This window comes from Psychrosphaera haliotis, from assembly GCF_039523615.1.
In the GTDB taxonomy this organism is placed as follows: domain Bacteria; phylum Pseudomonadota; class Gammaproteobacteria; order Enterobacterales; family Alteromonadaceae; genus Psychrosphaera; species Psychrosphaera haliotis.
In genome coordinates this window covers 64,696-88,036 of the sequence record NZ_BAAAFQ010000007.1, presented here as the reverse complement: position 1 = coordinate 88,036, position 23,341 = coordinate 64,696, and the positions used below count along the sequence as shown (strand labels likewise).

Below are 23,341 nucleotides of genomic sequence, written 5' to 3'. Positions count from 1 at the left end.
ATGGAACAAGGTAACGTACTTTCCTACTTTAACTTATTTAAGTTGGTATTAAGCCGAGATTTAAAAATTGCGCTTCGTCACCGCGACGATGTGCTTAATCCATTACTGTTTTTTATTATTATTATCACCTTATTTCCGCTTGGAATAGGTCCAGAGCCACAAACCTTAGCAAAAATAGCACCTGGTATTATTTGGGTATCGGCACTTTTAGCGACCTTGTTATCGTTAGACAGAATGTTCAAATCTGATTATCAAGACGGCGCGCTTGAGCAACTTTTATTAAGTCCTTATCCGAGTTTTATTTGGGTATTAGCAAAAGTTATTGCCCATTGGATTTTAACTGGTATTCCGTTGATCATTATTGCGCCTGTCCTTGCAGCTATGCTTAATTTACCGGCTGAGAGTTTTTTAGCAACTTTTTGGACCCTTTTATTAGGTACTCCCGTACTAAGTTTTATTGGTGCAATTGGTGCGGCATTGACGGTAGGGCTAAAAAAAGGCGGTGTTTTATTGAGCTTGATTATTCTACCTATCTATATTCCTGTACTAATATTCGCCACTAGTGCAATTGACGCAGCGTCATATGGTTTACCCTATGGTGGTCAACTTGCTATTATTGGCGCATTACTAGTGGGTGCATTAACATTAACCCCTTTTGCAATTACATCAGCTTTAAAAGTGAGTACGAATTAAATGTGGAAATGGTTACACCCATACGCAAACCCTGAAACAACTTACCACCTGAGTGACCGAGTTATTCCTTGGTTTGGCTGGTTAAGTGGCTCTTTACTAACAATAGGTTTAGTTTGGGCACTACTATTTGCTCCAGCTGACTACCAACAAGGCGACAGTTTCAGAATTTTTTATCTGCATGTGCCAGCGGCAAGTTTATCGATGGGTATTTATCTAGGTATGGCCATCGCTGCACTATGCGGCATGGTTTGGCAATTAAAGCTATCAGATGCTGCCGTTGCAGCTCTAGCTCCTGTTGGCGCGGTGTTTACAGCTATAGCATTGTTTACCGGCGCAGCATGGGGAAAACCTATGTGGGGCACTTGGTGGGTCTGGGATGCGCGTTTAACATCTGAGTTGGTGTTACTGTTTTTATATCTTGGCGTTATCGCGATAAACAACGCCTTTGAAGACAAGCAAATGGCAGGTAAAGCTGCATCAATTATTGCTTTAGTTGGCGTCATTAATCTGCCTATTATTAAATATTCAGTGGAGTGGTGGAACACCCTTCACCAAGGTGCAACAGTAAGCAAGTTGGGCAAGCCTGCAATGAGCTTAGAAATGTTTTGGCCATTTGTAGTTTGCTTTCTTGGGTTTGCATTTTTTGTCGCTACGGTTACCTGTATACGATTTAAAACGGAAATTTTACTTCGTAATAGCAGTCGCCCTTGGGTAAAAAACTTAATGCTTGAGCAAGCTAAGTAGGAGTCATTATGCAATTTGATAGTATCACCGCATTTTTAGATATGGGCGGATATGGCTTTTTTGTTTGGTTGTCTTTTGGTTTTGGGTTTATTGCTTTGCTGATATTAGTATTACAAAGTAAGTCAGCATTAAAGCGCGCAAAGAGTGACATAGCAAAGCGCATTGTTACCGAACAAAAGCAAAAGCTGGCTGCTCAACAACAGAATAATCACCGTTAGAATTTAAAAGGTAGTAAAAAGAAATGAATCCCCGCAGAAAAAAAAGACTCACTATAGTTATCACATTGCTTATTGGCTTTAGTGCAATTTCTGGTTTGGTTCTTTATGCGTTGAGCCAGAATATTGATTTATTTTACAAACCGTCTGAAATACATTTTGGCAAAGTAGAAACGGGCATTAAGCCTGAAGCAGGACAACGATTAAGAATTGGTGGCATTGTTGTACCTGGTTCAGTAAAGCGTGACCCTACTAGCCTGAAAGTTAGTTTTGACCTTATAGACATGGCGACACCATTAGTTTTTAATGACACGGACCCAACGGTTACCGTGACTTACAGTGGCATTCTTCCGGACCTATTTAGAGAAGAGCAAGGCATTGTAGCCAATGGAACTTTGCAATCAAACGGCAGCGTTTTAGCAAGTGAAGTATTAGCTAAGCATGACGAAAATTATATGCCTAAGGAAATTTCTGACCAATCAATAACTAAAGAAAAGTACCAATACTAGTAATAGAATGGTACAAGTGTTTTAAGGCACTGAAAAATATTTAAAATATAAAATAATAACAATAAATAATAAGAAGAAATGATGGATTTTGGAGGTCTGGGATGATTACCGTGGCATTGTGGTTTTTGGCCACATTACTGGTTGTTGCCATCGTATTTATTGCGATAATTATCTATTCTCGCTACCAAGAGTTGAAACTGAAAGAGCTTAAGCAAAAGCGAATTGCTCACAACTGCAGGATTAGGCAGCGTGAGTTTAGAGATCTTCTTCAATCCATACAAAAAGAAGGCTGGCTAAACCCGCAACAAAAGCAGCCATTTATTATGCTTGCCAATAACTATTTTGTTTTTCAAACCGTAAATGAAATAAATTGCAGTCATTTTTACGAGTTGATGAACAAACTTGATAGTGCGATCAATAAGCTAAAAGCAGCACCATTTACTGTCAAAGAGGACCTTATTGAGGCATTAAATAATGTTGCACAGCGCCTTCCTAAAGTGCCTACACAATATAACGCACAGTTTTATTCCGACCGTGCTCCTAAAATTGTAGACAACCTAAATGACAAAATTGACTACACAATTAAAATGCATTTAGAAGCAGAATTAACCAAAGATAGCTCTGACCCTTCAGAGCCTTTAAATACGGATATTAGTGATAGCGGTTCTATGGAAGAACTAGAGGCCGATGCCTTTGACGATTACACAAAGCGCGCATTAGAATCACATACTCAACGATCTCTTTCTAATGAAAACTAACCTATACTCAGATTTAATTTTTACGCTAGGCATTACTAATGACAGATAAAAAATACATTACCTCTCAAGAATTATTAGTTGATTCTTTTAAACTAGCACACCAAGTGTATGAAGATGGTTTTCGCCCTGACTTCATTATTGGTATTTGGCGCGGCGGTGCACCAATAGGTATCGCGGTTCAAGAGTTTTTTGACTTTAAAGAGGTTGAAACAGACCATATTGCCGTCCGTACATCCTCTTACTATGGCATTGGTAGGCAATCTAAAGAAATAAAAGTACATGGTTTGCACTATCTAATTGAAAATGCGAACGCTAGCGACAGTTTGCTTATTGTAGATGATGTATTTGATACCGGCAGAAGTATTGAAGCATTGATAAAGCAAATCAAAAGCCTGTCTAGGCTTAATACACCGTCGGATATTAGAATTGCGTGCCCTTGGTACAAACCTACAAATTCTAAAGTGGATATTGTACCTGACTACTTTGTTCAAGAAAGTGATGAGTGGCTTGTATTTCCACATGAGCTCTCAGGCTTAACGCAAGAAGAGTTGCAGTCGGGTAAAAGTGACTTAGCGGAAATTGCACACCTATTTACAAAAGAGTAAATACGATACATTACTGTTCAGCAACTCGATATAAGTAGAGTTGCTGAACAGTCGTTATGATTCGTTTAAAACAACTATTTTTTTTAAACAATTATTTTTGAAACAACGATTCTTCTAAAAGCTTATTCGTCTCGAACCACAATCACTCTGTCGCCTTTAAACGTAGCGGCATTAATAATTGACCACAAGTGGATAAGCCCGCCAATAATTGCTGGTACAACTAACCAAAACAACGCATAACCACCGAACACTAGCATTGCTGTCACGATAGCAGCTAAAATTCGACCTTGAACTAAAAAACCTAAGCCTGGAAAAAAGACATTGCACAAAGCGGCAATAACGTTCCCAGCAGAACCTTGTTGTGACATAACCAATACTCCTTGATGCTATTTAATGTTGACTGGTAGTGTAACTTTAGCCGTCAAACCACCTTCTTTTCTGTTAATTAAGACAATGTTACCGTTATGCATATCTATTATCTTTTTAATAATAGCTAAGCCTAAACCACTTCCTTCCACGCCTCGAGCTGAGTCGCCTTGGGTGAAAGGTTCAAACAAGCGTTTCATATCTTGCTCTGGTATACCCGGCCCTTTATCAGAAACTTCAAAGCTTATGTGTTGCTTATCTTCTTCTAAATATGAACTGACGATTATTTCATCAGATGAATACCGTAACGCATTTTCCACTAAATTTGAAATGGCACGTTTAATTGCCACCGGCCTGATGGTGATTGCTGGCAGGCTATCATCTAGCTTCAATTCAAAACTTCGTGGCCTGTTGACCTCTTCCGCTTCAACAACGTCAGAAATTAAACAGTTAATTTGATAAAACTCCAATTCTTCCATTTTATGATGACGAATATATTCCATGAACTGATCAATAATTGCGTTCATGTCTTCGATATCTTTGATAATGCCTTCTCGAAGAAATTGCTCGGTTTGCGACATCATCTCTGTTGCCAGGCGAATTCGAGTTAATGGCGTTCTCAAGTCATGAGATACACCTGCCATTAAAAAGCTTCTGTCTTTTTCCAACTGCTGAATACCGCTAGACATATGGTTAAAGGCTTGTGTTACCGCCACGACTTCTTCTGAGCCTTGTGCTTTTATTTCCGGTGGAAACTCACCTTTACCAACCTGTTCAGCCGCTTGTTTTAAGGATTGCATAGGGCGATTTAAGTGACGCGCAAATAACCAACCACCAGCAACACTGAGCACACCTATTGCAATCAGGTAAATGAGTAGTGGTGATAAATCTTTCTTTTGAAAACCGTCTAAGGGAACTTTGACCCAAATATGAGGAGCCTGAGGTGGTCTTATCCAAACATAAAACATATCCCCTTGGGATATTCTAACTTCCGCAGGACCACCAAGTTGTTCGGACATTTGTGAAGAAAAGTGTTGATAATACTCCGCGTCATTGAGGCCATTCTCAATAGCCTGACGCTCATTTAGAATATTAATATCGGTGGCTTCTAAGTATTTTTTAGACAAGTCTGCACTAATAATGAATTCACGGTCATCAGCAATAAACAGCACTTTAATTTGTTTGGCCAGTAAATTATTTATTTGCTGATAGCTAGGTTTAATGACATATAACGCAACGCTGTAATACGACACCACTTGGTTTACTAATAGTACAAAGCCTAAAAGAAAAACCGTTTGGCCAAATGCGCTGCGCGGTAACAATCTCATTTAAGCCCCTTTAAAAATATCACTAACCTTTACCATCCGGTATGAAAACGTAACCCACACCCCAAACTGTTTGAATATAACGAGGTTTAGTATGATCTTCTTCAATCATCTTTCTAAGCCTACTCACCTGTACGTCAATACTACGTTCAAGCGCTGAATAATCTCGACCTCGAGCCATGTTCATTAACTTGTCTCGCGACAGAGGTTCACGGGCGTGATTAATTAAGGCTTTTAATACCGCAAACTCTCCACTGGTTAATGGCATGATTTTATCGCCACTGCGCATCTCGCGAGTTGCTAAGTTTAAGGTAAAGTCACCAAAGCTTACTTCTTCTTCTTCCGTAGACGGAGCACCTGGCAGCTCTTTGGATTTACGACGTAGTATTGCTTTAATTCTTGCTAATAACTCTCTTGGATTAAATGGCTTTGGTAAATAATCATCGGCGCCGAGTTCTAAGCCAATAATACGGTCAACTTCATCACCTTTAGCCGTTAGCATAACAATTGGAATTTCATTTTCGTTTTGGCGTAAACGGCGACAAATAGACAAGCCATCTTCACCAGGCAACATTAGGTCTAGCACCAATAAATGGAAATTTTCACGCTCTAGTAGTCTATCCATTTGCTCGCTATTCGCTGCACTTCTTACGATAAAACCTTGTTCCAGTAAGTAGCGCTCTAATAAGCTGCGCAGACGCATGTCGTCATCTACTACTAATATTTTTGTCGTTTCCTGTTCCATTTCAAATCCTATGTGCCTATAACAAGTCCGAATATAAAGTAAAATGCATGGATTGCCAAAGCACCAAGCCAACTTGGTTGTTACAAAGTTTGTCAGTTGTGTATAAAACGTACCAAAAACCGTTTGTTGTAGCCTTGATTTAAATAATCTTGCTACAATGATCAACTAATCGAAACTAACTTGAACTCTATGAATACAAACTTAGTTACTCGCGAAGGATACCTTGCGCTGCAAGCTGAATTGGATACGTTATGGCGGGTAACCCGACCGGAAGTCACCAAAAAAGTTACTTGGGCAGCGAGCCTTGGTGACCGCTCAGAAAATGCAGATTACAAAGAAAACAAGCGATTGCTTAGGCAAATAGATCGACGCATCCGTTTTTTAAGAAAACGACTAGAAGACCTTCAAATTGTTGATTATTCCCCTCAGCAAGAAGGCAAAGTGTTTTTTGGCGCATTAGTTGAAATCGAAAACGAACAAGAAGAGCTTTTAACTTTCAGAATTGTTGGCCCTGACGAAATATATGGCCGCAAAGATTACATCTCCATTGACTCTCCAATGGCACGCGCGTGTCTAAAACGATCGGTAGATGATGAGTTTGAAGTGAACACCCCAAGCGGCAAGAAAGTATGGATTATCAATACTATCGCATACCCTGCCAAACCAAATTAAATGAAGTTGTTGGAATAAAATTTTTATGACTGTAGTTAACACCCAGATTATCAATCAAATTTCAGAAGAGCTAGCCGTTAAATCAGAACAAGTTGCGGCCGCAGTAGCCTTGCTTGATGAAGGTTCCACTGTTCCCTTTATTGCTCGTTATCGTAAAGAAAAAACCGGCGGACTAGACGACACTCAACTTCGTAACTTAGACAGTCGATTAAGCTATCTAAGAGAACTTGAAGACCGACGTGCCGTTATAATTAAAAGTATTACTGAACAAGACAAGTTAACTCCAGAATTAAAAACTAAATTATTAGCCGCCGACAACAAAACTCGCTTAGAAGACCTATACCTACCTTATAAACCAAAGCGTCGTACAAAAGGTGAAATTGCCAAAGAACAAGGTCTAGAACCACTGGCTAATGACCTGTTTAATAACCCAATGCTTAATCCTGAAGCAGAAGCGACTAAGTACTTTAACGACACTATTACCGATGAGAAAGCGGCACTAGACGGCGCTAAGTTTATTTTGATGGAGCGTATTGCGGAAGAAGCAGACTTGCTGAATAAGATTCGTCGTACCGTACGTAAAAATGGCCACCTTGAAAGTAAAGTTATTGCGGGCAAAGAAAAAGAAGGCGCAAAGTTTCAAGACTACTTTGAACATTCAGAGCTCGCCACTAAAGTGCCATCGCACCGCTTATTGGCTATGTTAAGAGGTCGTAATGAAGGCGTATTACAACTAACACTAAATGCAGACCCAGGTGCGGAAGCGCCAGTTCGTGAGTCACATTGTGAAGCCATTATTGCTCACCACTTTGATTTAAACTTTAATCAAAAACCAGCGGATAAATGGTTAAAAACCGTTGTTCAGTGGGCTTGGAAAATAAAGATATCTTTGTCTGTAGAAAATGAATTAATGACCGAACTACGCGAAAAGGCAGAAGTAGAAGCCATTCGTGTATTTGCTAAAAACCTAAGTGATTTATTAATGGCGGCGCCTGCTGGTGCCAAAACGACCATTGGTATTGACCCTGGATTTAGAACCGGCTGTAAAATTGCCGTTGTTGATAAGACAGGTAAACTTTTAGATACCGCGACCATTTTCCCACATGAGCCTCAAAACCATTGGGACAAGTCTATACGTACGATTGAGCATTTAGCTCGTACGCACAAAGCTGAATTGATTGCTATTGGCAACGGCACAGCTTCAAGAGAGACAGATAAACTGGCCGCTGAGGTTATTAAGAAAGCCAATGAGCTGAACTTAACCAAAATCATGGTTAGCGAAGCGGGTGCATCAGTATATTCAGCAAGCGAATTTGCTGCCAATGAATTCCCAGACTTAGACGTATCTATTCGTGGCGCGGTATCTATCGCTCGCCGTTTACAAGACCCTCTAGCAGAGCTAGTTAAAGTAGAGCCTAAGTCTATTGGTGTTGGCCAATATCAACACGATGTTAGTCAAAATTTATTATCAAAAAGCTTAGAAGCAGTAGTAGAAGACTGTGTTAATGCTGTAGGCGTAGATTTAAACACAGCATCAGTGCCACTGCTTACGCGAGTTTCTGGTCTAAACAAAACACTTGCTAATAACATTGTTAAATTCCGAGACGAACATGGTCGCTTTAATAACCGTAAAGAACTCAAAAAAGTGGAGCGCTTAGGGCCAAAGGCTTTTGAGCAATGTGCTGGTTTCTTAAAAATAGCGAATGGCGATAACCCATTAGACGCTTCATCGGTTCACCCTGAGGCTTACCCTGTCGTTAAAAATATAATAGAAACCCATAACCGTGCCGTTGATGATATCATTGCAAACCACGCCTTCTTAACGTCTTTAAATGCAAACGACTATATAAACGACTCTTTTGGTTTATTGACCATTAAAGACATTGTAAAAGAACTTGAAAAGCCTGGCCGAGATCCTCGACCTGTATTTAAGACGGCAACCTTTAAGGAAGGCGTTGAGAAAGTTAGTGACTTACAGCCTAGTATGATTTTAGAAGGTGTGATCACTAACGTTACTAATTTTGGAGCCTTTGTAGATATAGGTGTTCACCAAGATGGTCTTGTGCATATTTCATCACTTACAGATAAGTTTGTTGCTGATCCGTCAGAAGTTGTAAAAGCAGGCGATATTGTAAAAGTAAAAGTGTTGGAAGTTGACGTCAACAGAAAGCGAATTAGCTTAACGATGCGTTTAGAGGAACAACCTAAACCAGCAAACGCCAATAAAAAAGCGCCAACTGAAAATAGAGCTCAACAGAAAAAAGCACCGGCGCAAAAGCAGAATAAACAAAACAATGGGGCATTTGGTGGCATGGTTAACAGTGCTTTTGCTGACGCCTTTGCGAATGCCAAAAAAAAGTAATTCACAAATAGATAATAGTTAGACAAAATATTAACAATTAGTTATTCGCTAAGCGCTCATCTTACTGATAAATGCGCTCTGATAATAAAATAAAAAGTGGAGTCAGTATGTTTTCAATTGGATTTTCGTTGACGCGTTCAATTACCGTCAATCGACCTGTTAGTGAAGTGATGGCAATTGTTGGCGATTTTAACCAGTGGAATGCCTGGTCTCCGTGGATCATTCAAGAGCCTAGCTGTCCAGTTACCGTTACTGGCGAGCCTAGCAAAGAGAACCACAAACAGCACTGGGATGGCGAGCGAATTGGTTCAGGCCAAATGATATTAACTGAGGTTATTGCAGATAAACAACTAAGTTATGACCTCGAGTTTTTCAAACCTTGGAAAAGCAAATCAAAAACTCAATTCACCTTTGAAGCTATCACTACGGACAGCGGAGAAGAAGCAACAAAAGTGAACTGGTTAATGCAAGGCAGCTTGCCATTCTTCTTATTCTTTATGAAAAAGATGATGATCGCATTTATAAGCTTTGACTACGATCGTGGCCTTAATATGCTCCAAGAGTATATTGAAAGCGGTAGCGTGCAGTCTTCTGTAGAGGTACAAGGCATTAAAAAGCAGAAAGGCTTTCATTATGTTGGCTTTAGGCACAAGTGCAACATTGAAGACATTAAACAAGTCATGGGACCTTGCTTTCAGCAGTTGATTGACGAAAAGGTTCCGTTGCCAGACATGATGGTGACTATTTCCCACAAGTTCGACTTTGTTACTGGCGAATGTGAATTAACCGGTGCCTTTGCTTATTTTAATAAACCAAGCTTTGATGTGCCTACCAATATGGTATTTGGCGAAATTCCAGAACATGACGGTTTGCAAGTTGATCATACTGGTAGTTACAACTATTTGTCTAACGGCTGGGCAACCGCAAAAGGTTATCAGCAGTACGCTAAGTTAAAATCTTTAAAGGGTGTAGCAGACTATGAGGTTTATAGAAACTCGCCTAAAAGTGTAGCGGAAGAAGAATTGCTTACTAGTATTATTTTGCCTGTAAAAAGCTAGATATACTGTTTTAGAAGAGCCAAATAATTATTACCTTTAATTAACTTGGCTCTTTTATGTTCCACTGAAACTTTAAGGTTTTTTATACGTTAGCTGATAGCGGTCGCTTTACCTTCATCAATGGCCGACGCTAACTCATTCACAATTTCATTAAAATGAATCATCTGGGTATCATCAAGATCACCAACATGTAACGCGTTTATCGTATTTGATGCTAGCTCTTTCTGTGAGTCATCCAAACCTTCACTACGATGAATAGCAACCAATACCTTTAAGAGGCTCAGCGCCACTTTGACATTTCGAGGTGTAAGCTGAAGTGCTTGCTCAAGTGAACGCAATGCTGGCGTCATTTTTTTCTTCTTAAAAAACTCTACTGCCATGCTATTGAGTTGCTTTGGAGTAAAATGAATTTCTGACTTTTCTTTTGCTTCCTGCTCAACAAATTTACTGGTTACTGCCCCAGCCAGAGAGTCACATGCTATCTGCTTTTTAACCGCCTCTAATAAATCTAAGGCCTCTTCTCTCATGCCTACTTCATGGAACACTTTTACTTTGTCTAAGTTGTCTTCCAATGAATTGTTTGGACGTAATGAAACCTGCAGCTCCACCAAACGTTCTGCTTTGGACTTCTCTTCCCTTGCAGTCAACACTCTTGCTCGCACTATAACAAGTTGCTCTTTAAAGTGGCTTATATCATCGTAGTCGGCTTCAAGCTCAGCAATATACTTATCTACTCGGCTTAACAGTTCAAATGACTCTGCAGCGTCTACAGACAATGCTAAGTCGATACAAGAACGCATGACATTCAATAATAGTTCAGGAGAGTCGTGAATAGACTTTTTGGCATGTTTAGCCATCATCAAGGTAGCATTATACTGCTCGCGCTGATCATGATTTAACCTTGCTAAATCCCATACCTTTTTGTTTCGTGCAATATTTCGAGGTGCAAGTGCTGCGGCTTTTTTAATAGTTTCGTAAGCTTGTACAAAATCTTCATTTTCAACGTAAAACTGAGCCAATAAGTCGTAAGTGGCAAAACGGGTTTCCACTTTCGTAGTTAAATTTTCCAGAAGTTTTTTAATTTCTTCAATTTTGTTTTGTTTTAATAGAGCGCTTACAAAACCAAGGTACATCCAAGAGTTTTTTCCTAACGTGAGGAGTTCTCTAAAGTATTCCTCAGCGTCATTGTATTCCATTAAAGACAACAAGCATTCGCCTTTAATGCGCATGAGTTGCATATGATATTTTTTTAAGTCTTTATTTAGTAGGTGGCGTTCTATGTAGTAAATAGCTTTGCCAAAATCACGATTATCTATACATTCAAACACGTTAAATAACTTGCGCTTAACCGCAATCGCATAGGAAAGACGTTTTATTACGTGGCCTGTGTTTAATGGTTTTACCCAAAAGTCATCGGGGTGAAGTTCAGAAATACTGTTAACTAATGTTTCATCGGTTTCAGAGCTTAAAAATATGAGGATTGTACTTTTTGAGACATATCCTTTAAATTTCATTTCTTCTAAAATATGAAAACCATCTTTATCGCTTTTTACATTAAAAGCACAAATAACCACGTCAAATCGAGTTTGAGCGCATAACCTAAGCCCATAATAAGCGTTTTCCGCACACATGACATTTCGTATTTCTAGGTCATAAAGCGCTCGCTTTAATAAATCATGCACTAGTAAATTGTCATCAATTATTAATACGTTAAGCTCTTCAATCGATTTTAATCCTTCAAACTCCATCTACTTCTGGGTCTCCGTTCGGGTATTTGTTACTTTATAAGACTGAGTATTATAGTTCCTAAATTAGCAAACATATTAATCTTATTTGTTATTTGGCTTTTTTTTAGCCCTAGGGTGAGCACTGTCATAAACCGACGCCAGGTGCTGATAATCTAAATGCGTATATATTTGCGTTGTAGACAAATTTTCGTGCCCAAGCAACTCCTGCACAGCTCTTAAATCGCCACTAGACTCTAACATGTGGCTGGCAAAGGAGTGTCGTAATTTATGAGGGTGGACGATATTATGAATCCCTTGTTTCTTGGCCCAGTGCTTCAATCGCTGATCAATTTGTCTTACCGATATTGAATTTCCTAGCTGACTTAAGAACAACGCATCCAATTGATATTTATTAATTTCGATACGAACTGACAGCCAATCAGATAAAGCCTTAACGGCCATTCGACCGATGGGTAGAATTCGTTCTTTTTTTCCCTTACCCAATACTCTCACTTGCTTTTCTGCTAGGTCGATATTGCCAATCGTTAACGTTGCTAATTCTGAGAGTCGTAAACCACTGCTATAAAAAAGCTCTAACATGGCTTTGTCTCTATATTCAATGGTGGTCTCAGGTACAAAAGACAGCAAAACGTCCATTTCATCTACTGCAAGATTTTTAGGTAAGGCTCTACCCGCTTTGGGTGCCATAAGTAATTCGCTGGGATCGTTTTTAACTAGCTGCTTTTGCAATAGATATTTGAATAAACCTTTCGATGCGGAAATCTTTGCTTGAATTGATGAAGGCTTTAATTGCTCCTTCCTAAAGACCATTAGCCAGCCTTTTAAATCATCAGGCTTTACCTGTACCCATGAGTTTATCTGGTTTTCTAGTAGGTGCTTACACAAATGACAAAGTGTTCGAGTGTATGAGGCAAGGGTATGCTGAGAATAACCTCGCTCGTTTTTAAGGTAGTTGAGATAACGCTGAAGAGGAACACCCAGCGACACTGGATATTCTTCCAATTCAAAAGGCATGGTTTTAACGAACTAAATGAACAAAATGACGGCTTAACAAACGCGCTAATTCTCGAATAAAGAAAGTATCCATTTGTGGTTGAAAGTGGTCGGCATCTTTGGCGCCAAAGGCTGCGATTCCAAAAATTTCTTCGGTATCTTCAGACTCATGAACCACTTCAATTAAGGCAATGGAATGCGCTTTTTCATCAAAAACCACTTCCATTAATTCTTGAGAAACTCGGCCTAAATAAGTACCTCTATCACCCAGCTTAGCTTGTAAGTGCAGGTAGGCTTCGTCTTGAGGTTGTAACAGTCTGAATTGAACAAGGTATAAATGCTCTTGGCAAATCTTGTTAACTGTATCTTCTAATTGCTGAATACTGTTACAGCCAACCAGAGCGATATAAATTTCACTAATCGCTTTAAAAATAACTTCGTTAACCCGAGCGTTACCAATTAAGGTGGTTAGCTCTTCTTCTAGCTGAGTGATTTTAGCACGCTGCATTTCTTGGCGTTTTTCCAATAGCGAAACCGCACCGCGAGACACATGCGTGATCTGCAGTTGATTTACTAACTCTGGGTACTTAGCAAAAAAATCTAGATTTTGCTCTAGGTATTCCTTTACTAAGTCAGCATCTAAAACCAAATCATCTAGATTTGGGGTAACGAGTTTACTCATAAATGTATTTGTCCATCAAACACATATTGCGCTGGACCAGTCATCTTGACCGGTGACGATTCATCATGCCAACGAATATGTAAGCTTCCACCCGGTAAATCTACTTGAACTTTGCTGCCAAGTAAATCCTGAATTCGACCAACTACCACAGCAGCACATGCTCCGCTACCACAAGCCAAGGTTTCACCAGCACCTCGCTCATAGACTCTTAGCTTAATATGTTCACTGTTAATAATTTGCATAAAACCAATGTTGGCTTGCTCAGGGAAGCGTTCATGTTGCTCTAACTCTGCTCCTAAAGCCAATACATCAGTATCATCTAAGTCATCAACCACAATAACGCAATGCGGATTGCCCATCGACACCACGCCTGTCATTACTGTTTTTTGACTCGTTTTTAACAAGTACGTTTTTTCTTGCTGATTGGCGATAAAGGGAATTTGTTTCGGCTCAAACACAGGTCGTCCCATATTTACCGTCACTTTATCTTCGCCCTCAAGATACAACACCATATTGCCAGACTTAGTACTTACCTTAATGGCTGACTTATTTGTTAAGCCTTTCAGCTGAACAAATCTAGCGAAACAACGCGCACCATTGCCACATTGAGCAACTTCGGTACCGTCTGAATTAAATATCCGATAATGAAAGTCTAAATCTGGGTCATAAGGAGGCTCAACCATTAGTAGCTGGTCAAAACCAATTCCAAAATTTCTATTCGCTAGCGCTTTAATTTGATCTTTAGACAAAAATACATTTTGCGTCACGGCGTCTACCACCATGAAATCATTACCTAAACCATGCATTTTTGTAAAATTTAACAACATTTTATTTCCCAAATTAATCGGTGATTACCGACTCACCATGCCACAAGGACTCAATGGTTTCACGTTTTCTAATTAAATGAACGTTTTGATCATCTACCATGACTTCCGCAGCTCTTGGACGAGAGTTATAATTACTGCTCATTGTAAAGCCGTAAGCCCCCGCTGAACGCACGGCTAAAATATCTCCAGCCATTACCGACAACTCTCTGTCTTTACCAAGGAAGTCGCCAGTTTCACAAACTGGGCCAACCACGTCATAACTTTTAACCGGTAGGTCTTGCTGGTGAATAGGTTCAATTTTTTGCCACGCTGAATAGAGCGCAGGTCTAATTAAATCATTCATTGCAGCATCAACTATACAAAAGTTCTTGTCCGCGTTTTGCTTTAAATACTCTACTTTGGTTAACAAGATCCCTGCGTTGGCCATAATGGCACGGCCAGGTTCAAAAATAATAGTTAAGTTAGGGTAAGCCTTTAACTTGGACATAAGAGCGGCAGTATATTCACTTGGATGAGGCGGCGCTTCACCGTTGTAAGGAACGCCCAAACCACCACCTAAATCTAGATGGCTTAATTCAATACCTTTACTTTGCAATTTACCAATAAGGTCAATTAGCGCATCAAGTGCATCTAAAAACGGAGCAATTTCAGTAAGCTGCGAGCCAATGTGACAATCTACACCTTGCACACTTAATGATGGCTGTTGGTTTGCCCATTCAAAGAGTGAAATTGCTTGCTCTAATTCAATACCAAATTTGTTTTCTTTAAGTCCTGTAGAAATGTACGGGTGAGTACCAGCATCAACGTTAGGATTTACTCGGATGGAAATAGGCGCCACTTTATTTTGTTCTTTAGCGACTGCAGCAATTCGTTGTAGCTCAGCTTCTGACTCTACGTTAAAACACTTGATGCCAACGTCTAATGCGTACTTAATTTCTTCTACGGTTTTACCAACGCCTGAAAATACAACTTTACTTGCTTCGCCACCGGCGTGCAGGACTCTTGCTAATTCGCCACCAGAAACAATATCAAAACCAGAGCCCATTTTTGCAAGTACGTTTAAAACCGCAATGTTTGAGTTCGCTTTTACGGCATAACAAATTAAATGAGGGTAACCTTTCATCGCATCATCAAATGCCAAATAATGGCGCTCAATTGTTGATTTTGAATAGACAAAACAGGGCGTTCCAAACTGCTCAGCAATGTGCTGACAGTCTACGTTTTCGGCAAGAAGGCGACGGTTGGTAAAGTTAAAATAATCCACAGTACTAAGCTCTATCTTTTATAAGTTCTTGTTTTATTAATCGGTTATACTTTTTATTTAGTATATATACCAAAACCGATTAAGGGTTTTATTGGGTTGAAGTTACCGGTTTACTTGCAGTAGACGGTTGTTCTTTTTCTTCAGCCTTTGATTCTACTGGCTTCTCCGGTTTATCGCCGGGTAAATACAACGGACCTTTTTGTCCACAGGCCGTTATTGAGCCAGCTAAAAATAACACGGCAATAAGAGGCGAGACGTTGAAAATGCGGGATTTAAGTCGACTAGTCATGTTTTTACTGTATCTATTTTAATTGCCGCCTATAATCGCATCATAATCCGTAAATGCAATAGGAAACTACTATGAATGACAGCCAATATCATCAATTAGCCGATGACCTTTTAAATCAACTTCAAGACAACATTGACGAAATTGATTTTGATCTTGATTACGAGACGGCCGGCGGCATTTTAGAAGTGATTTTTCCAAATGGCACAAAAATCATTATTAACAAACAAGCGCCTCTTCATCAAATTTGGGTAGCCACTAAATTTAACGGTCATCACTTTGAATATAAAGATGGCGTATGGATAGATAATCGTACCGACGTAGAGCTGTTCACACTATTAAATGACGCTGGCACTAAACAAGCTGGCACCGCCATTTCTTTTAGTTAATCGCAGTTAGGATATCAACAGCATGGTTTTTAACGGTACTGATAATTATATTGTTTCAGAACAACTTCGCTTAGCGGTAAACGCTGCTATTACGCTTGAAAAGCCACTTTTAATTAAAGGTGAGCCTGGAACGGGTAAAACCCAGTTGGCTGAAGAGTTAGCAAAAGCACTCGATACTGAGCTTATTCAATGGCATATAAAGTCCACCACTAAAGCTCAACAAGGCTTATACGAGTACGATGCCGTTTCACGATTAAGAGACAGCCAACTTGGCGACGAGCGTGTGCATAACATTGGCAACTACATTGTAAAAGGTAAAATGTGGCAAGCTTTTGAAGCTGATAAACGCCCTATTTTGCTAATTGATGAAATAGATAAAGCCGATATTGAGTTTCCAAATGACTTGCTTCAAGAACTCGATAAAATGGAATTCTTTGTTTATGAAACTCAACAGCTAGTTGCTGCTAAACAAAGACCTATCGTTATCATTACCTCAAATAACGAAAAAGAGTTACCGGATGCATTTCTACGTCGTTGCTTTTTCCACTACATCCAATTTCCAACTCGTGAAGAAATGGAAAAAATCATTGATGTTCATCACCCAGACGTTAAAGCCACTTTGCTTCGCGAAGCACTAGAAGTGTTTTTTGATTTGCGTGAATTAAATGGCCTAAAGAAAAAGCCGTCAACATCAGAATTGATTGATTGGTTAAAACTGTTAATTGCCGACGACGTATCACAAGAAGTGTTACTAGATAAAGATAAAAGCGTGGTGCCTTTATTTGGCGCGTTGCTTAAAAATGAGCAAGACGTACAGTTATTAGAAAAACTGGCCTTTATGAGCAGAAGAAAAAGCTAAGCTATGTTCATCGATTTTTTTCTAACGCTAAAAAAGTATCAGGTCCCAACATCTTTAAAAGAGCTGTTGGACTTAATTGAAGCGGTAAAAAAGGGTGTTATTTTTGCCAATGTTGAAGAGTTCTATCATCTTTCAAGGTTGATCCTAGTAAAAGACGAAATCCACTATGACCGTTTCGATCGTGCTTTTGCCGACTACTTTGAAGGCGTGCAAAATATTGATTTAAGCGAACACATCATTCCTGAAGATTGGCTTAGAAAAGAGTTTGAAAAGCAATTAAGCGATGAAGACAAAGCTAAACTGAAGTCTTTAGGTGGTCTGGATCAACTGATGGACACCTTGAAAGAACGCTTAAAAGAACAGCAAGAGCGTCATGCCGGTGGTAACAAATGGGTTGGTACTGGTGGCACATCGCCTTTTGGCGCCTACGGGTACAATCCAGAAGGTGTGCGCATTGGCCAACACGAAAGTCGTCATCGTAAAGCCGTTAAAGTTTGGGATAAACGTGAATTCCAAAACTTTGATAAAGACAACGCCCTTGGCTCAAGAAACATCAAATTAGCCTTAAAGAAACTGCGTAAATTTGCCCGCACAGGCAATAGTGAAACGCTAGATATAAAACAAACCATAAGAGCCACCGCTAACAATGCGGGTTACTTAGATATAAAAACCCAACCCGAACGACACAATGCAGTAAATGTGTTGATGTTTTTTGACGTTGGTGGATCTATGGACGATTATATTCATATCTGCGAAGAGCTTTTTGCCGCGGCACACGGTGAATTTAAACATTTAGAGTTCTTTTATTTTCACAACTGTCTCTATGAGCAAGTTTGGAAAGATAACGCCAGACGTTATGACAAAGGCCTAGATGTAGACGAGTTAATTAGGACTTACGGAAGTAATTACAAAGTCATTTTTGTTGGTGATGCCACTATGGGTCCTTATGAAATTATGATGCCTGGCGGTTCCGTAGAACACTGGAATGAAAAGTCTGGTGCCGACTGGATGAACAAAGTACTTAATCACTTTGACAAAGTTGCATGGTTAAACCCACAAGAAGAGCAGCATTGGTCATTTTACGCCTCTATTGGTTTAATGAGGCAACTCGTTAAAGATCAGATGTTTCCATTGACGGTAGATGGAATTGGTCGAGCAATTAAACATTTAAGTTAGGGATTCTTTATGAATAACAAAAATAATGTGACATCGACTCGCATAGCTGGCTTTTTTATTGGGCTCATTGCCCTGCTAGGCTCTACTCATTTAATCGCGAAAGAGACTGGCCAATTATCTAATAAGTTTATTCAGCGAGCGGTATTAACCACTGAGGTGACTGATCGCGAACCGGTGGATAATCTTAACGCCACAGCCATTGATGAAAATACTGCTAAAGTTTACTTTTTTACGGAAGTAACTGACTTATCAGGGCAAAGCATCACTCACCGCTGGTCTTTGGATGGTAAAGTACAGGCCGAGGTTTCGCTAAATATTGGTTCAAATAGATGGCGTACTTACTCGAGTAAAAATTTAGTACCAATCCTAAAAGGCACTTGGTTGGTCGAGGCGGTTGATGAGCAAAACCGAGTAATCGCGAGCACAACCTTTACCTATTAATCCACACTTTATTATTTAGAAGTGTCGCTAAAACTGGTAGTCTTAGCGACACTTTCTTATGTTAATCCAACCGTTAGTAGTTATTTTATGACCCAGACTTCTGTAACCGAAATTCGAATCGCCACCCGTGAAAGCGCGTTAGCTATGTGGCAAGCTTATTATGTAAAAGCGCAGCTTGAAGCTGCTCACCCTTCGGTTAATGTTGTATTAGTGCCGATGACCACTAAAGGCGACCAAATTTTAGATACTCCTTTGGCAAAAATTGGTGGTAAAGCCCTGTTTGTTAAAGAGCTAGAAGTAGCCATGTTGGAAGATCGTGCAGACATTGCAGTTCATTCAATGAAAGACGTGCCTGTAGAGTTCCCTGACGGACTTATGCTAAACACAATTTGCGAACGAGAAGACCCTCGTGATGCGTTTGTAAGTAACCACCATGCTAACTTTGATGAATTACCAGAAGGTGCGGTAGTAGGAACGTCGTCGTTACGCCGCCAATGTCAATTAAAGTCATTACGTCCAGACCTTGTTATTAAAGACTTAAGAGGCAATGTTAATACGCGTTTACGTAAGCTTGATGAAGGTCAGTACGACGCCATTATTTTAGCAGCAGCCGGTTTAATTCGATTAGAAATGCCTGAGCGTATTAAACAGTATTTACCTACAGAGTTATTACTTCCTGCTAACGGGCAAGGTGCCGTGGGTATTGAATGTCGTAGTAATGACACAGAAATTAAACAATTGTTAGCGGCACTTGAAGATGCACCAACACGAGCAAGAGTTTTGGCTGAACGTGCCATGAACCGCGGACTTGAAGGTGGCTGTCAGGTACCAATTGGTAGCTATGCAGAAATAGAGGGCGATACCATTTCGCTTAGAGGCCTAGTGGGAAGCTTAGACGGTAAAACCATTATTCGTGATTCCATTGAAGGTCCTGTGTCTAACGCCGAAGCATTAGGTGCTGAACTTGCCAACAAATTATTAGCGCAAGGGGCTGACGTAATTTTGAAAGCCGTTTACGCCGAAGGTTAGTGAATGAGCTCACAAGACGAGCAACCTCAATCTATTCAGTTACTAAATACTCGCCCTACTCCAATGGGCGAGGAACTGACTGTTTTACTTGATGAATCTAACATTTCATCAATCCATAGCCCTGCTATATCCATTGAACCTACACCGCAACCTTCAGTTATTTTTAATGCGTTACTATCATCAAACACCCTGTTTATTTTCGTTAGTAAAAATGCGGTTAAGCAGTTTTTTGAGGCTATTAGCCAATACCCAGAGTTATTAAACGCAGCTAAAAGTCACCAACAACTATTTGCGGTAGGTGAAGGCACAGCGGAGTACCTAGCTCAGTTATTAACAATTCCAAAAACAAATATCCATTACCCACTTCAAAGTGACAGCGACGGCTTGTTAGCCATGGCTCCATTTAATCATGCCAATAGAATGCAAAGCGTGATTATTGTTAAAGGTAATGATGGCCGTGAGCTGATTAAAGACACTTTAATTGAAAAAGGATTTGACGTAAGCGAGTGGTCACTTTACAAACGAATCCCGAATGATCTTAAAGCTTTGCCTGTGCCTTGGACAGACATTCAAACACTATTGGCCACCAGCACTGATATTGCTAACGCACTGGTAAATGGATTGCAGCTAGCTTTAAGTAAGACTAACAATGGGGCGCTCAGTAATCCGGAGAACTTCCCCCAATATTTAAATAAATGGCAATGGCTAGTTTTTAGCCCTCGAATAAAGGTATATTTACAGACAAAGGGAATTGATGATTCTCGTATTATTATCTGTGAACAAATGAACAATTCTTCTATTATCAATAGTATCCAACGATTGGCGAAGTGAGACGATTATGGCGCAAGGCAAGGACAATAAAACACCTAAAGCGGGTGCAGACTCAAAAGTAGAAAAGAACACTCAGTCTGACGTGAGCAATGAGCAGAACAAAAAAAAGAGCAAAGCCGATCAAAAAACCGCAAAGGCCAACGCTGAAATAGAAAAGCTAGAAGCAGAATTAAAAGCTCAGGCAGCATTATCAGAAGCAACTTCAAAGCCTACGCCTTCAAGACAAGAGACAAAGCCATCAAGCTCTAAGCCAGACGTGAAGCCGGCTCCAGGTTCAGGTTCAGGTTCAGGTTCAGGTTCAGGTTCAGGTTCAGGTTCAGGTTCAGGTTCAGGTTCAGGTTCAGGTTCAGGTTCAGGTTCAACACACAATACTTCATCTCGTGTACCGGTAAACAAAACTAAAAAACCATTTAGTTGGTTAGCTTTATTTGCATTCCTATTTAGCCTTGTTGCAGTGTCCGGTGTGGCATATTTATGGTGGCAAGCTCAGCAATTTACGCAAACCCAACAAAAAGACTTAGAGCAAACAAAAACGCTTGCGGAACAAAGCTATCAACAAACTCGAAATACGTTACAAAACGTTCAAGATAACTTGGCACAATTGCAACTGAATCAACAGCGTGGCAATGACTTTGTGCTTAATACTCAGCAAAGTTTGCAAAGCCTTAATAATCGAATTAAAGAATTAGGCCAAAGCCAACCAAATACATGGCTCGCAGCGGAAAGTTTATACTTGGTTAACTTAGCAGAGCACCGCTTATTGATCGAAAAAGACACTGCAACGGCTGTACAATTGTTATTAGCTGCCAACGTAAGATTAGTGGCAATGCAAGATCCAAGTGTGTTTTACATTCGCACTGCGATTAGTGAAGACATAGCGGTTTTAAATAGCATTGTTCAACCTGATACAGAGTCTTCATTTTTAGCGATATCTGGCGTTATAAGCCAGTTAGAAACTTTACCTTTAGCTCGAAAATACACACCAGATCCTGTCGCTAATGAAAGCAAACCACAAGTTTCGGAAGACATCAGTGATTGGAAGCAAAACCTAGCAAATAGCGTTGAGCGATTTATGGGTAACTTTGTCACCATTACTCGTCGAGATACGCCAATTGAACCTGAACTACCGCCTAAACAACAATGGTTTGTTAGAGCTAATGTTACGAGTCAGTTATTGGCAGCGCAAAACGCGAGTCTAAATTACAAACAAAAAATTTATCAAACCAGTATTGATCAGTCTTTAACTTGGTTACGCCAATATTTTGATTTATCTAGCCCAGCGGTTATTTCAGCAATTACCACACTTGAAGCAATTCAAAACAAACAAGTTGAATTGCAGCTACCTGCAGGTTTAACAACACAACCTATTTTAAAAGCTTACGTTGCACAACAACTAAATCTACAAAGCATCACGGAGGCCGGCAATGAATAGTTGGCTAAAAAAACTGCTGGCGTTAGCACTCATTGTTTGTGCATTTCTTTTTGCGTCGAGCCTAACTGGCGAGCAAGGATACGTTTTAATCTCGTTTGCTAACTGGACTCTTGAAGGCTCTGTCTTTCAAGTTATCGCGGCATTGATCATTATCGCTGTCGCAATTTACGTTGTGGTTAAGCTGATTCAATATCTATTTTTAATGTTAATTTGGCCCAGTAAGTGGTGGCAAAAGTTTCATGCAAAAAAGAGCACCAGTTTTTATCAAAATGGCTTAAACCTTATGTCATTAGGTCAATGGGATTTAGCCGCAGAGGAATTTTTAAAAGTTCGTCGCACCGACCGAATTGAATCTGCAAAAGCGTTGAGCTTAGTGTGTGCCGCTCATGCAAATAACGAAACAGTGACTAAGAATGTTCAAGAAAAGTTAAAGTTATCTAACTTAGACGATGCGAATAATCTAACCTTTGATAAGTCTAACGTGCCGTTTTCTCAATTAGTATTGGCTTGTCAATCCAAAGACTATCAGCAAGCTGAACAACTATTAAACACACTTAGCACGCCCGTATTGAAGCAAACCATTGCGTTTCAACAGTTATGGCTAGAGGTGAATATTTATCAACATAACTGGAAAGAAGTTGATGAATTGCTACCAAAGCTAAATAAACAAATTAAAAAGCAAAGCTCAGAGCCTGTTTTTGAAGCTTGGCAGACACAACTTACAACTTGGTTTGAAAGAGGTTTTTCTTCATTCGTAGCTCAGAAGTCTTTAAATCAGTTGGAACAATCGTGGCAAGGGCTGCATAAGTCTAATAGACAATTACCTGCGCTGCTATTTGCTTACTTGTCTGCACTGTCAAAAGCACAACAATCGGACAAAGTAGAATCGATAATTTTAGAGCAAAAGAAGGTTCTGAATAACAAATTTATACTAAATATAATCCGCCGCTATTATCAACTTAATCACTCTGTGCAAATGGATATTTTATTTGGGCGAGTGCAAAAACACTTAGTAAATTCGCCCGACGACAAAGAGTTGTTAACATTATTAGGATATTTAGCAGCCGGTCAGCGAGATCATCAACTGGCTAAACAAGCTTTACAGAAAGTGGTGTACAGCCAAAACAACGCTACTGACACTAAACTGTTTGCGCAAGAACTTGCATTGTTAGGCGAAACACAAAAAAGCCTCGAAGTGTATCACTCACTTTAGTGAATAATCCCCTGTAAGCTAGGCCTAAAATGGTTTAGCTTACTGGGCGATATCGAATAACTCTTACCTAGCGACGGATACTTACTAACTCATAGTTACCAGCATATATTTATCAACTC

At 39.8% G+C, this 23,341-nt stretch carries 26 protein-coding genes; 17 read left to right on the top strand and 9 right to left on the bottom strand.

The annotated features are described in order from the left end of the window. The 6 genes from ccmB to ABD009_RS09900 all read left to right on the top strand — a co-directional run bounded on the left by ccmB (position 1) and on the right by ABD009_RS09900 (position 3,524). On the top strand, positions 1-693 hold the full coding sequence (ccmB, locus tag ABD009_RS09925) for a heme exporter protein CcmB (protein ID WP_343825011.1): 693 nt from the start codon (positions 1-3) through the stop codon (positions 691-693). After that, positions 694-1,437 carry a heme ABC transporter permease gene (locus ABD009_RS09920; RefSeq protein WP_155696473.1) on the top strand — a complete coding sequence of 248 codons (744 nt, stop codon included), beginning with the start codon at positions 694-696 and terminating at the stop codon, positions 1,435-1,437. It begins immediately after the preceding gene. Positions 1,438-1,445: 8 nt separating this feature from the next. Continuing rightward, on the top strand, positions 1,446-1,655 hold the full coding sequence (ccmD, locus tag ABD009_RS09915) for a heme exporter protein CcmD (protein ID WP_343825009.1): 210 nt from the start codon (positions 1,446-1,448) through the stop codon (positions 1,653-1,655). A gap of 23 nt (positions 1,656-1,678) precedes the next feature. Continuing rightward, positions 1,679-2,161, top strand: coding sequence for a cytochrome c maturation protein CcmE (ccmE, locus tag ABD009_RS09910; RefSeq protein WP_343825007.1), 483 nt, complete (start codon positions 1,679-1,681; stop codon positions 2,159-2,161). Between the two features lie 110 nt (positions 2,162-2,271). Further along, on the top strand, positions 2,272-2,919 hold the full coding sequence (locus ABD009_RS09905) for a hypothetical protein (RefSeq protein ID WP_343825005.1): 648 nt from the start codon (positions 2,272-2,274) through the stop codon (positions 2,917-2,919). A gap of 38 nt (positions 2,920-2,957) precedes the next feature. After that, positions 2,958-3,524, top strand: coding sequence for a phosphoribosyltransferase (locus ABD009_RS09900; RefSeq protein WP_343825003.1), 567 nt, complete (start codon positions 2,958-2,960; stop codon positions 3,522-3,524). Between the two features lie 122 nt (positions 3,525-3,646). On the opposite strand, the gene ABD009_RS09895 is transcribed toward ABD009_RS09900, so the two are convergent. From ABD009_RS09895 to ompR, 3 genes are read right to left on the bottom strand one after another with little or no spacing between them, the layout of a single operon-like run. Further along, a complete protein-coding gene (locus ABD009_RS09895; protein WP_155696478.1) occupies positions 3,647-3,892 on the bottom strand; it encodes a hypothetical protein in 246 nt (81 codons plus the stop codon). 18 nt (positions 3,893-3,910) lie between these two features. Beyond that, entirely contained in the window at positions 3,911-5,218 is a 1,308-nt protein-coding gene (envZ, locus tag ABD009_RS09890) for a two-component system sensor histidine kinase EnvZ (protein WP_343825000.1), read from the bottom strand. A 22-nt stretch (positions 5,219-5,240) separates the two neighbouring features. Continuing rightward, complete coding sequence (ompR, locus tag ABD009_RS09885; protein ID WP_343824998.1) at positions 5,241-5,960, bottom strand: osmolarity response regulator transcription factor OmpR; 720 nt, start codon at positions 5,958-5,960, stop codon at positions 5,241-5,243. A gap of 189 nt (positions 5,961-6,149) precedes the next feature. Between ompR and greB the strand changes: the two genes are divergently transcribed. From greB to ABD009_RS09870, 3 genes are all read left to right on the top strand, one after another. Beyond that, positions 6,150-6,632, top strand: a complete 483-nt coding sequence (gene greB, locus ABD009_RS09880; protein WP_155696480.1) for a transcription elongation factor GreB — start codon at positions 6,150-6,152, stop codon at positions 6,630-6,632. Positions 6,633-6,657: 25 nt separating this feature from the next. Beyond that, entirely contained in the window at positions 6,658-8,994 is a 2,337-nt protein-coding gene (locus tag ABD009_RS09875; protein ID WP_343824994.1) for a Tex family protein, read from the top strand. 107 nt (positions 8,995-9,101) lie between these two features. Continuing rightward, positions 9,102-10,052: a GyrI-like domain-containing protein gene (locus ABD009_RS09870; protein ID WP_343824992.1), complete on the top strand. Its 951-nt coding sequence runs from the start codon at positions 9,102-9,104 to the stop codon at positions 10,050-10,052. An 89-nt stretch (positions 10,053-10,141) separates the two neighbouring features. Here the strand turns inward: ABD009_RS09870 and ABD009_RS09865 are convergent, their stop codons facing one another. The 6 genes from ABD009_RS09865 to lptM form a co-directional block, all read right to left on the bottom strand. Next, positions 10,142-11,800, bottom strand: a complete 1,659-nt coding sequence (locus ABD009_RS09865) for a response regulator (RefSeq protein WP_343824990.1) — start codon at positions 11,798-11,800, stop codon at positions 10,142-10,144. Between the two features lie 81 nt (positions 11,801-11,881). Further along, entirely contained in the window at positions 11,882-12,814 is a 933-nt protein-coding gene (gene xerC, locus ABD009_RS09860; RefSeq protein WP_343824988.1) for a tyrosine recombinase XerC, read from the bottom strand. Between the two features lie 4 nt (positions 12,815-12,818). Beyond that, positions 12,819-13,475 (bottom strand): DUF484 family protein, encoded by a 657-nt coding sequence (locus ABD009_RS09855; protein WP_343824986.1) that lies wholly within the window; start codon positions 13,473-13,475, stop codon positions 12,819-12,821. Then, positions 13,472-14,302 (bottom strand): diaminopimelate epimerase, encoded by an 831-nt coding sequence (gene dapF, locus ABD009_RS09850; RefSeq protein ID WP_343824984.1) that lies wholly within the window; start codon positions 14,300-14,302, stop codon positions 13,472-13,474. The genes ABD009_RS09855 and dapF overlap by 4 nt, the downstream gene beginning before the upstream one ends. A gap of 13 nt (positions 14,303-14,315) precedes the next feature. Then, positions 14,316-15,566 carry a diaminopimelate decarboxylase gene (gene lysA / locus ABD009_RS09845; RefSeq protein ID WP_343824982.1) on the bottom strand — a complete coding sequence of 417 codons (1,251 nt, stop codon included), beginning with the start codon at positions 15,564-15,566 and terminating at the stop codon, positions 14,316-14,318. An 88-nt stretch (positions 15,567-15,654) separates the two neighbouring features. Further along, positions 15,655-15,855 carry an LPS translocon maturation chaperone LptM gene (lptM, locus tag ABD009_RS09840; RefSeq protein ID WP_155696487.1) on the bottom strand — a complete coding sequence of 67 codons (201 nt, stop codon included), beginning with the start codon at positions 15,853-15,855 and terminating at the stop codon, positions 15,655-15,657. A gap of 71 nt (positions 15,856-15,926) precedes the next feature. On the opposite strand from lptM, the gene cyaY reads away from it, so the two are divergent. The 8 genes from cyaY to ABD009_RS09800 all read left to right on the top strand — a co-directional run bounded on the left by cyaY (position 15,927) and on the right by ABD009_RS09800 (position 23,222). Beyond that, entirely contained in the window at positions 15,927-16,241 is a 315-nt protein-coding gene (gene cyaY, locus ABD009_RS09835) for an iron donor protein CyaY (protein ID WP_155696488.1), read from the top strand. 22 nt (positions 16,242-16,263) lie between these two features. Then, positions 16,264-17,100: an AAA family ATPase gene (locus ABD009_RS09830; RefSeq protein WP_343824979.1), complete on the top strand. Its 837-nt coding sequence runs from the start codon at positions 16,264-16,266 to the stop codon at positions 17,098-17,100. A 3-nt stretch (positions 17,101-17,103) separates the two neighbouring features. Next, positions 17,104-18,276, top strand: a complete 1,173-nt coding sequence (locus tag ABD009_RS09825) for a vWA domain-containing protein (protein ID WP_343824978.1) — start codon at positions 17,104-17,106, stop codon at positions 18,274-18,276. Positions 18,277-18,285: 9 nt separating this feature from the next. Next, positions 18,286-18,717, top strand: coding sequence for a DUF2914 domain-containing protein (locus ABD009_RS09820; protein ID WP_343824976.1), 432 nt, complete (start codon positions 18,286-18,288; stop codon positions 18,715-18,717). A gap of 87 nt (positions 18,718-18,804) precedes the next feature. Further along, complete coding sequence (gene hemC, locus ABD009_RS09815) at positions 18,805-19,746, top strand: hydroxymethylbilane synthase (protein WP_155696492.1); 942 nt, start codon at positions 18,805-18,807, stop codon at positions 19,744-19,746. A gap of 3 nt (positions 19,747-19,749) precedes the next feature. Continuing rightward, entirely contained in the window at positions 19,750-20,577 is an 828-nt protein-coding gene (locus ABD009_RS09810; RefSeq protein ID WP_343824973.1) for a uroporphyrinogen-III synthase, read from the top strand. 7 nt (positions 20,578-20,584) lie between these two features. Next, on the top strand, positions 20,585-22,009 hold the full coding sequence (locus tag ABD009_RS09805; RefSeq protein WP_343824971.1) for a uroporphyrinogen-III C-methyltransferase: 1,425 nt from the start codon (positions 20,585-20,587) through the stop codon (positions 22,007-22,009). After that, the gene (locus ABD009_RS09800) at positions 22,002-23,222 is read left to right on the top strand and encodes a heme biosynthesis HemY N-terminal domain-containing protein (protein ID WP_343824969.1); all 1,221 of its coding nucleotides are present in this window, start codon (positions 22,002-22,004) and stop codon (positions 23,220-23,222) included. Before ABD009_RS09805 ends, ABD009_RS09800 begins: the two co-directional genes overlap by 8 nt. Positions 23,223-23,341: the final 119 nt, after the last annotated feature.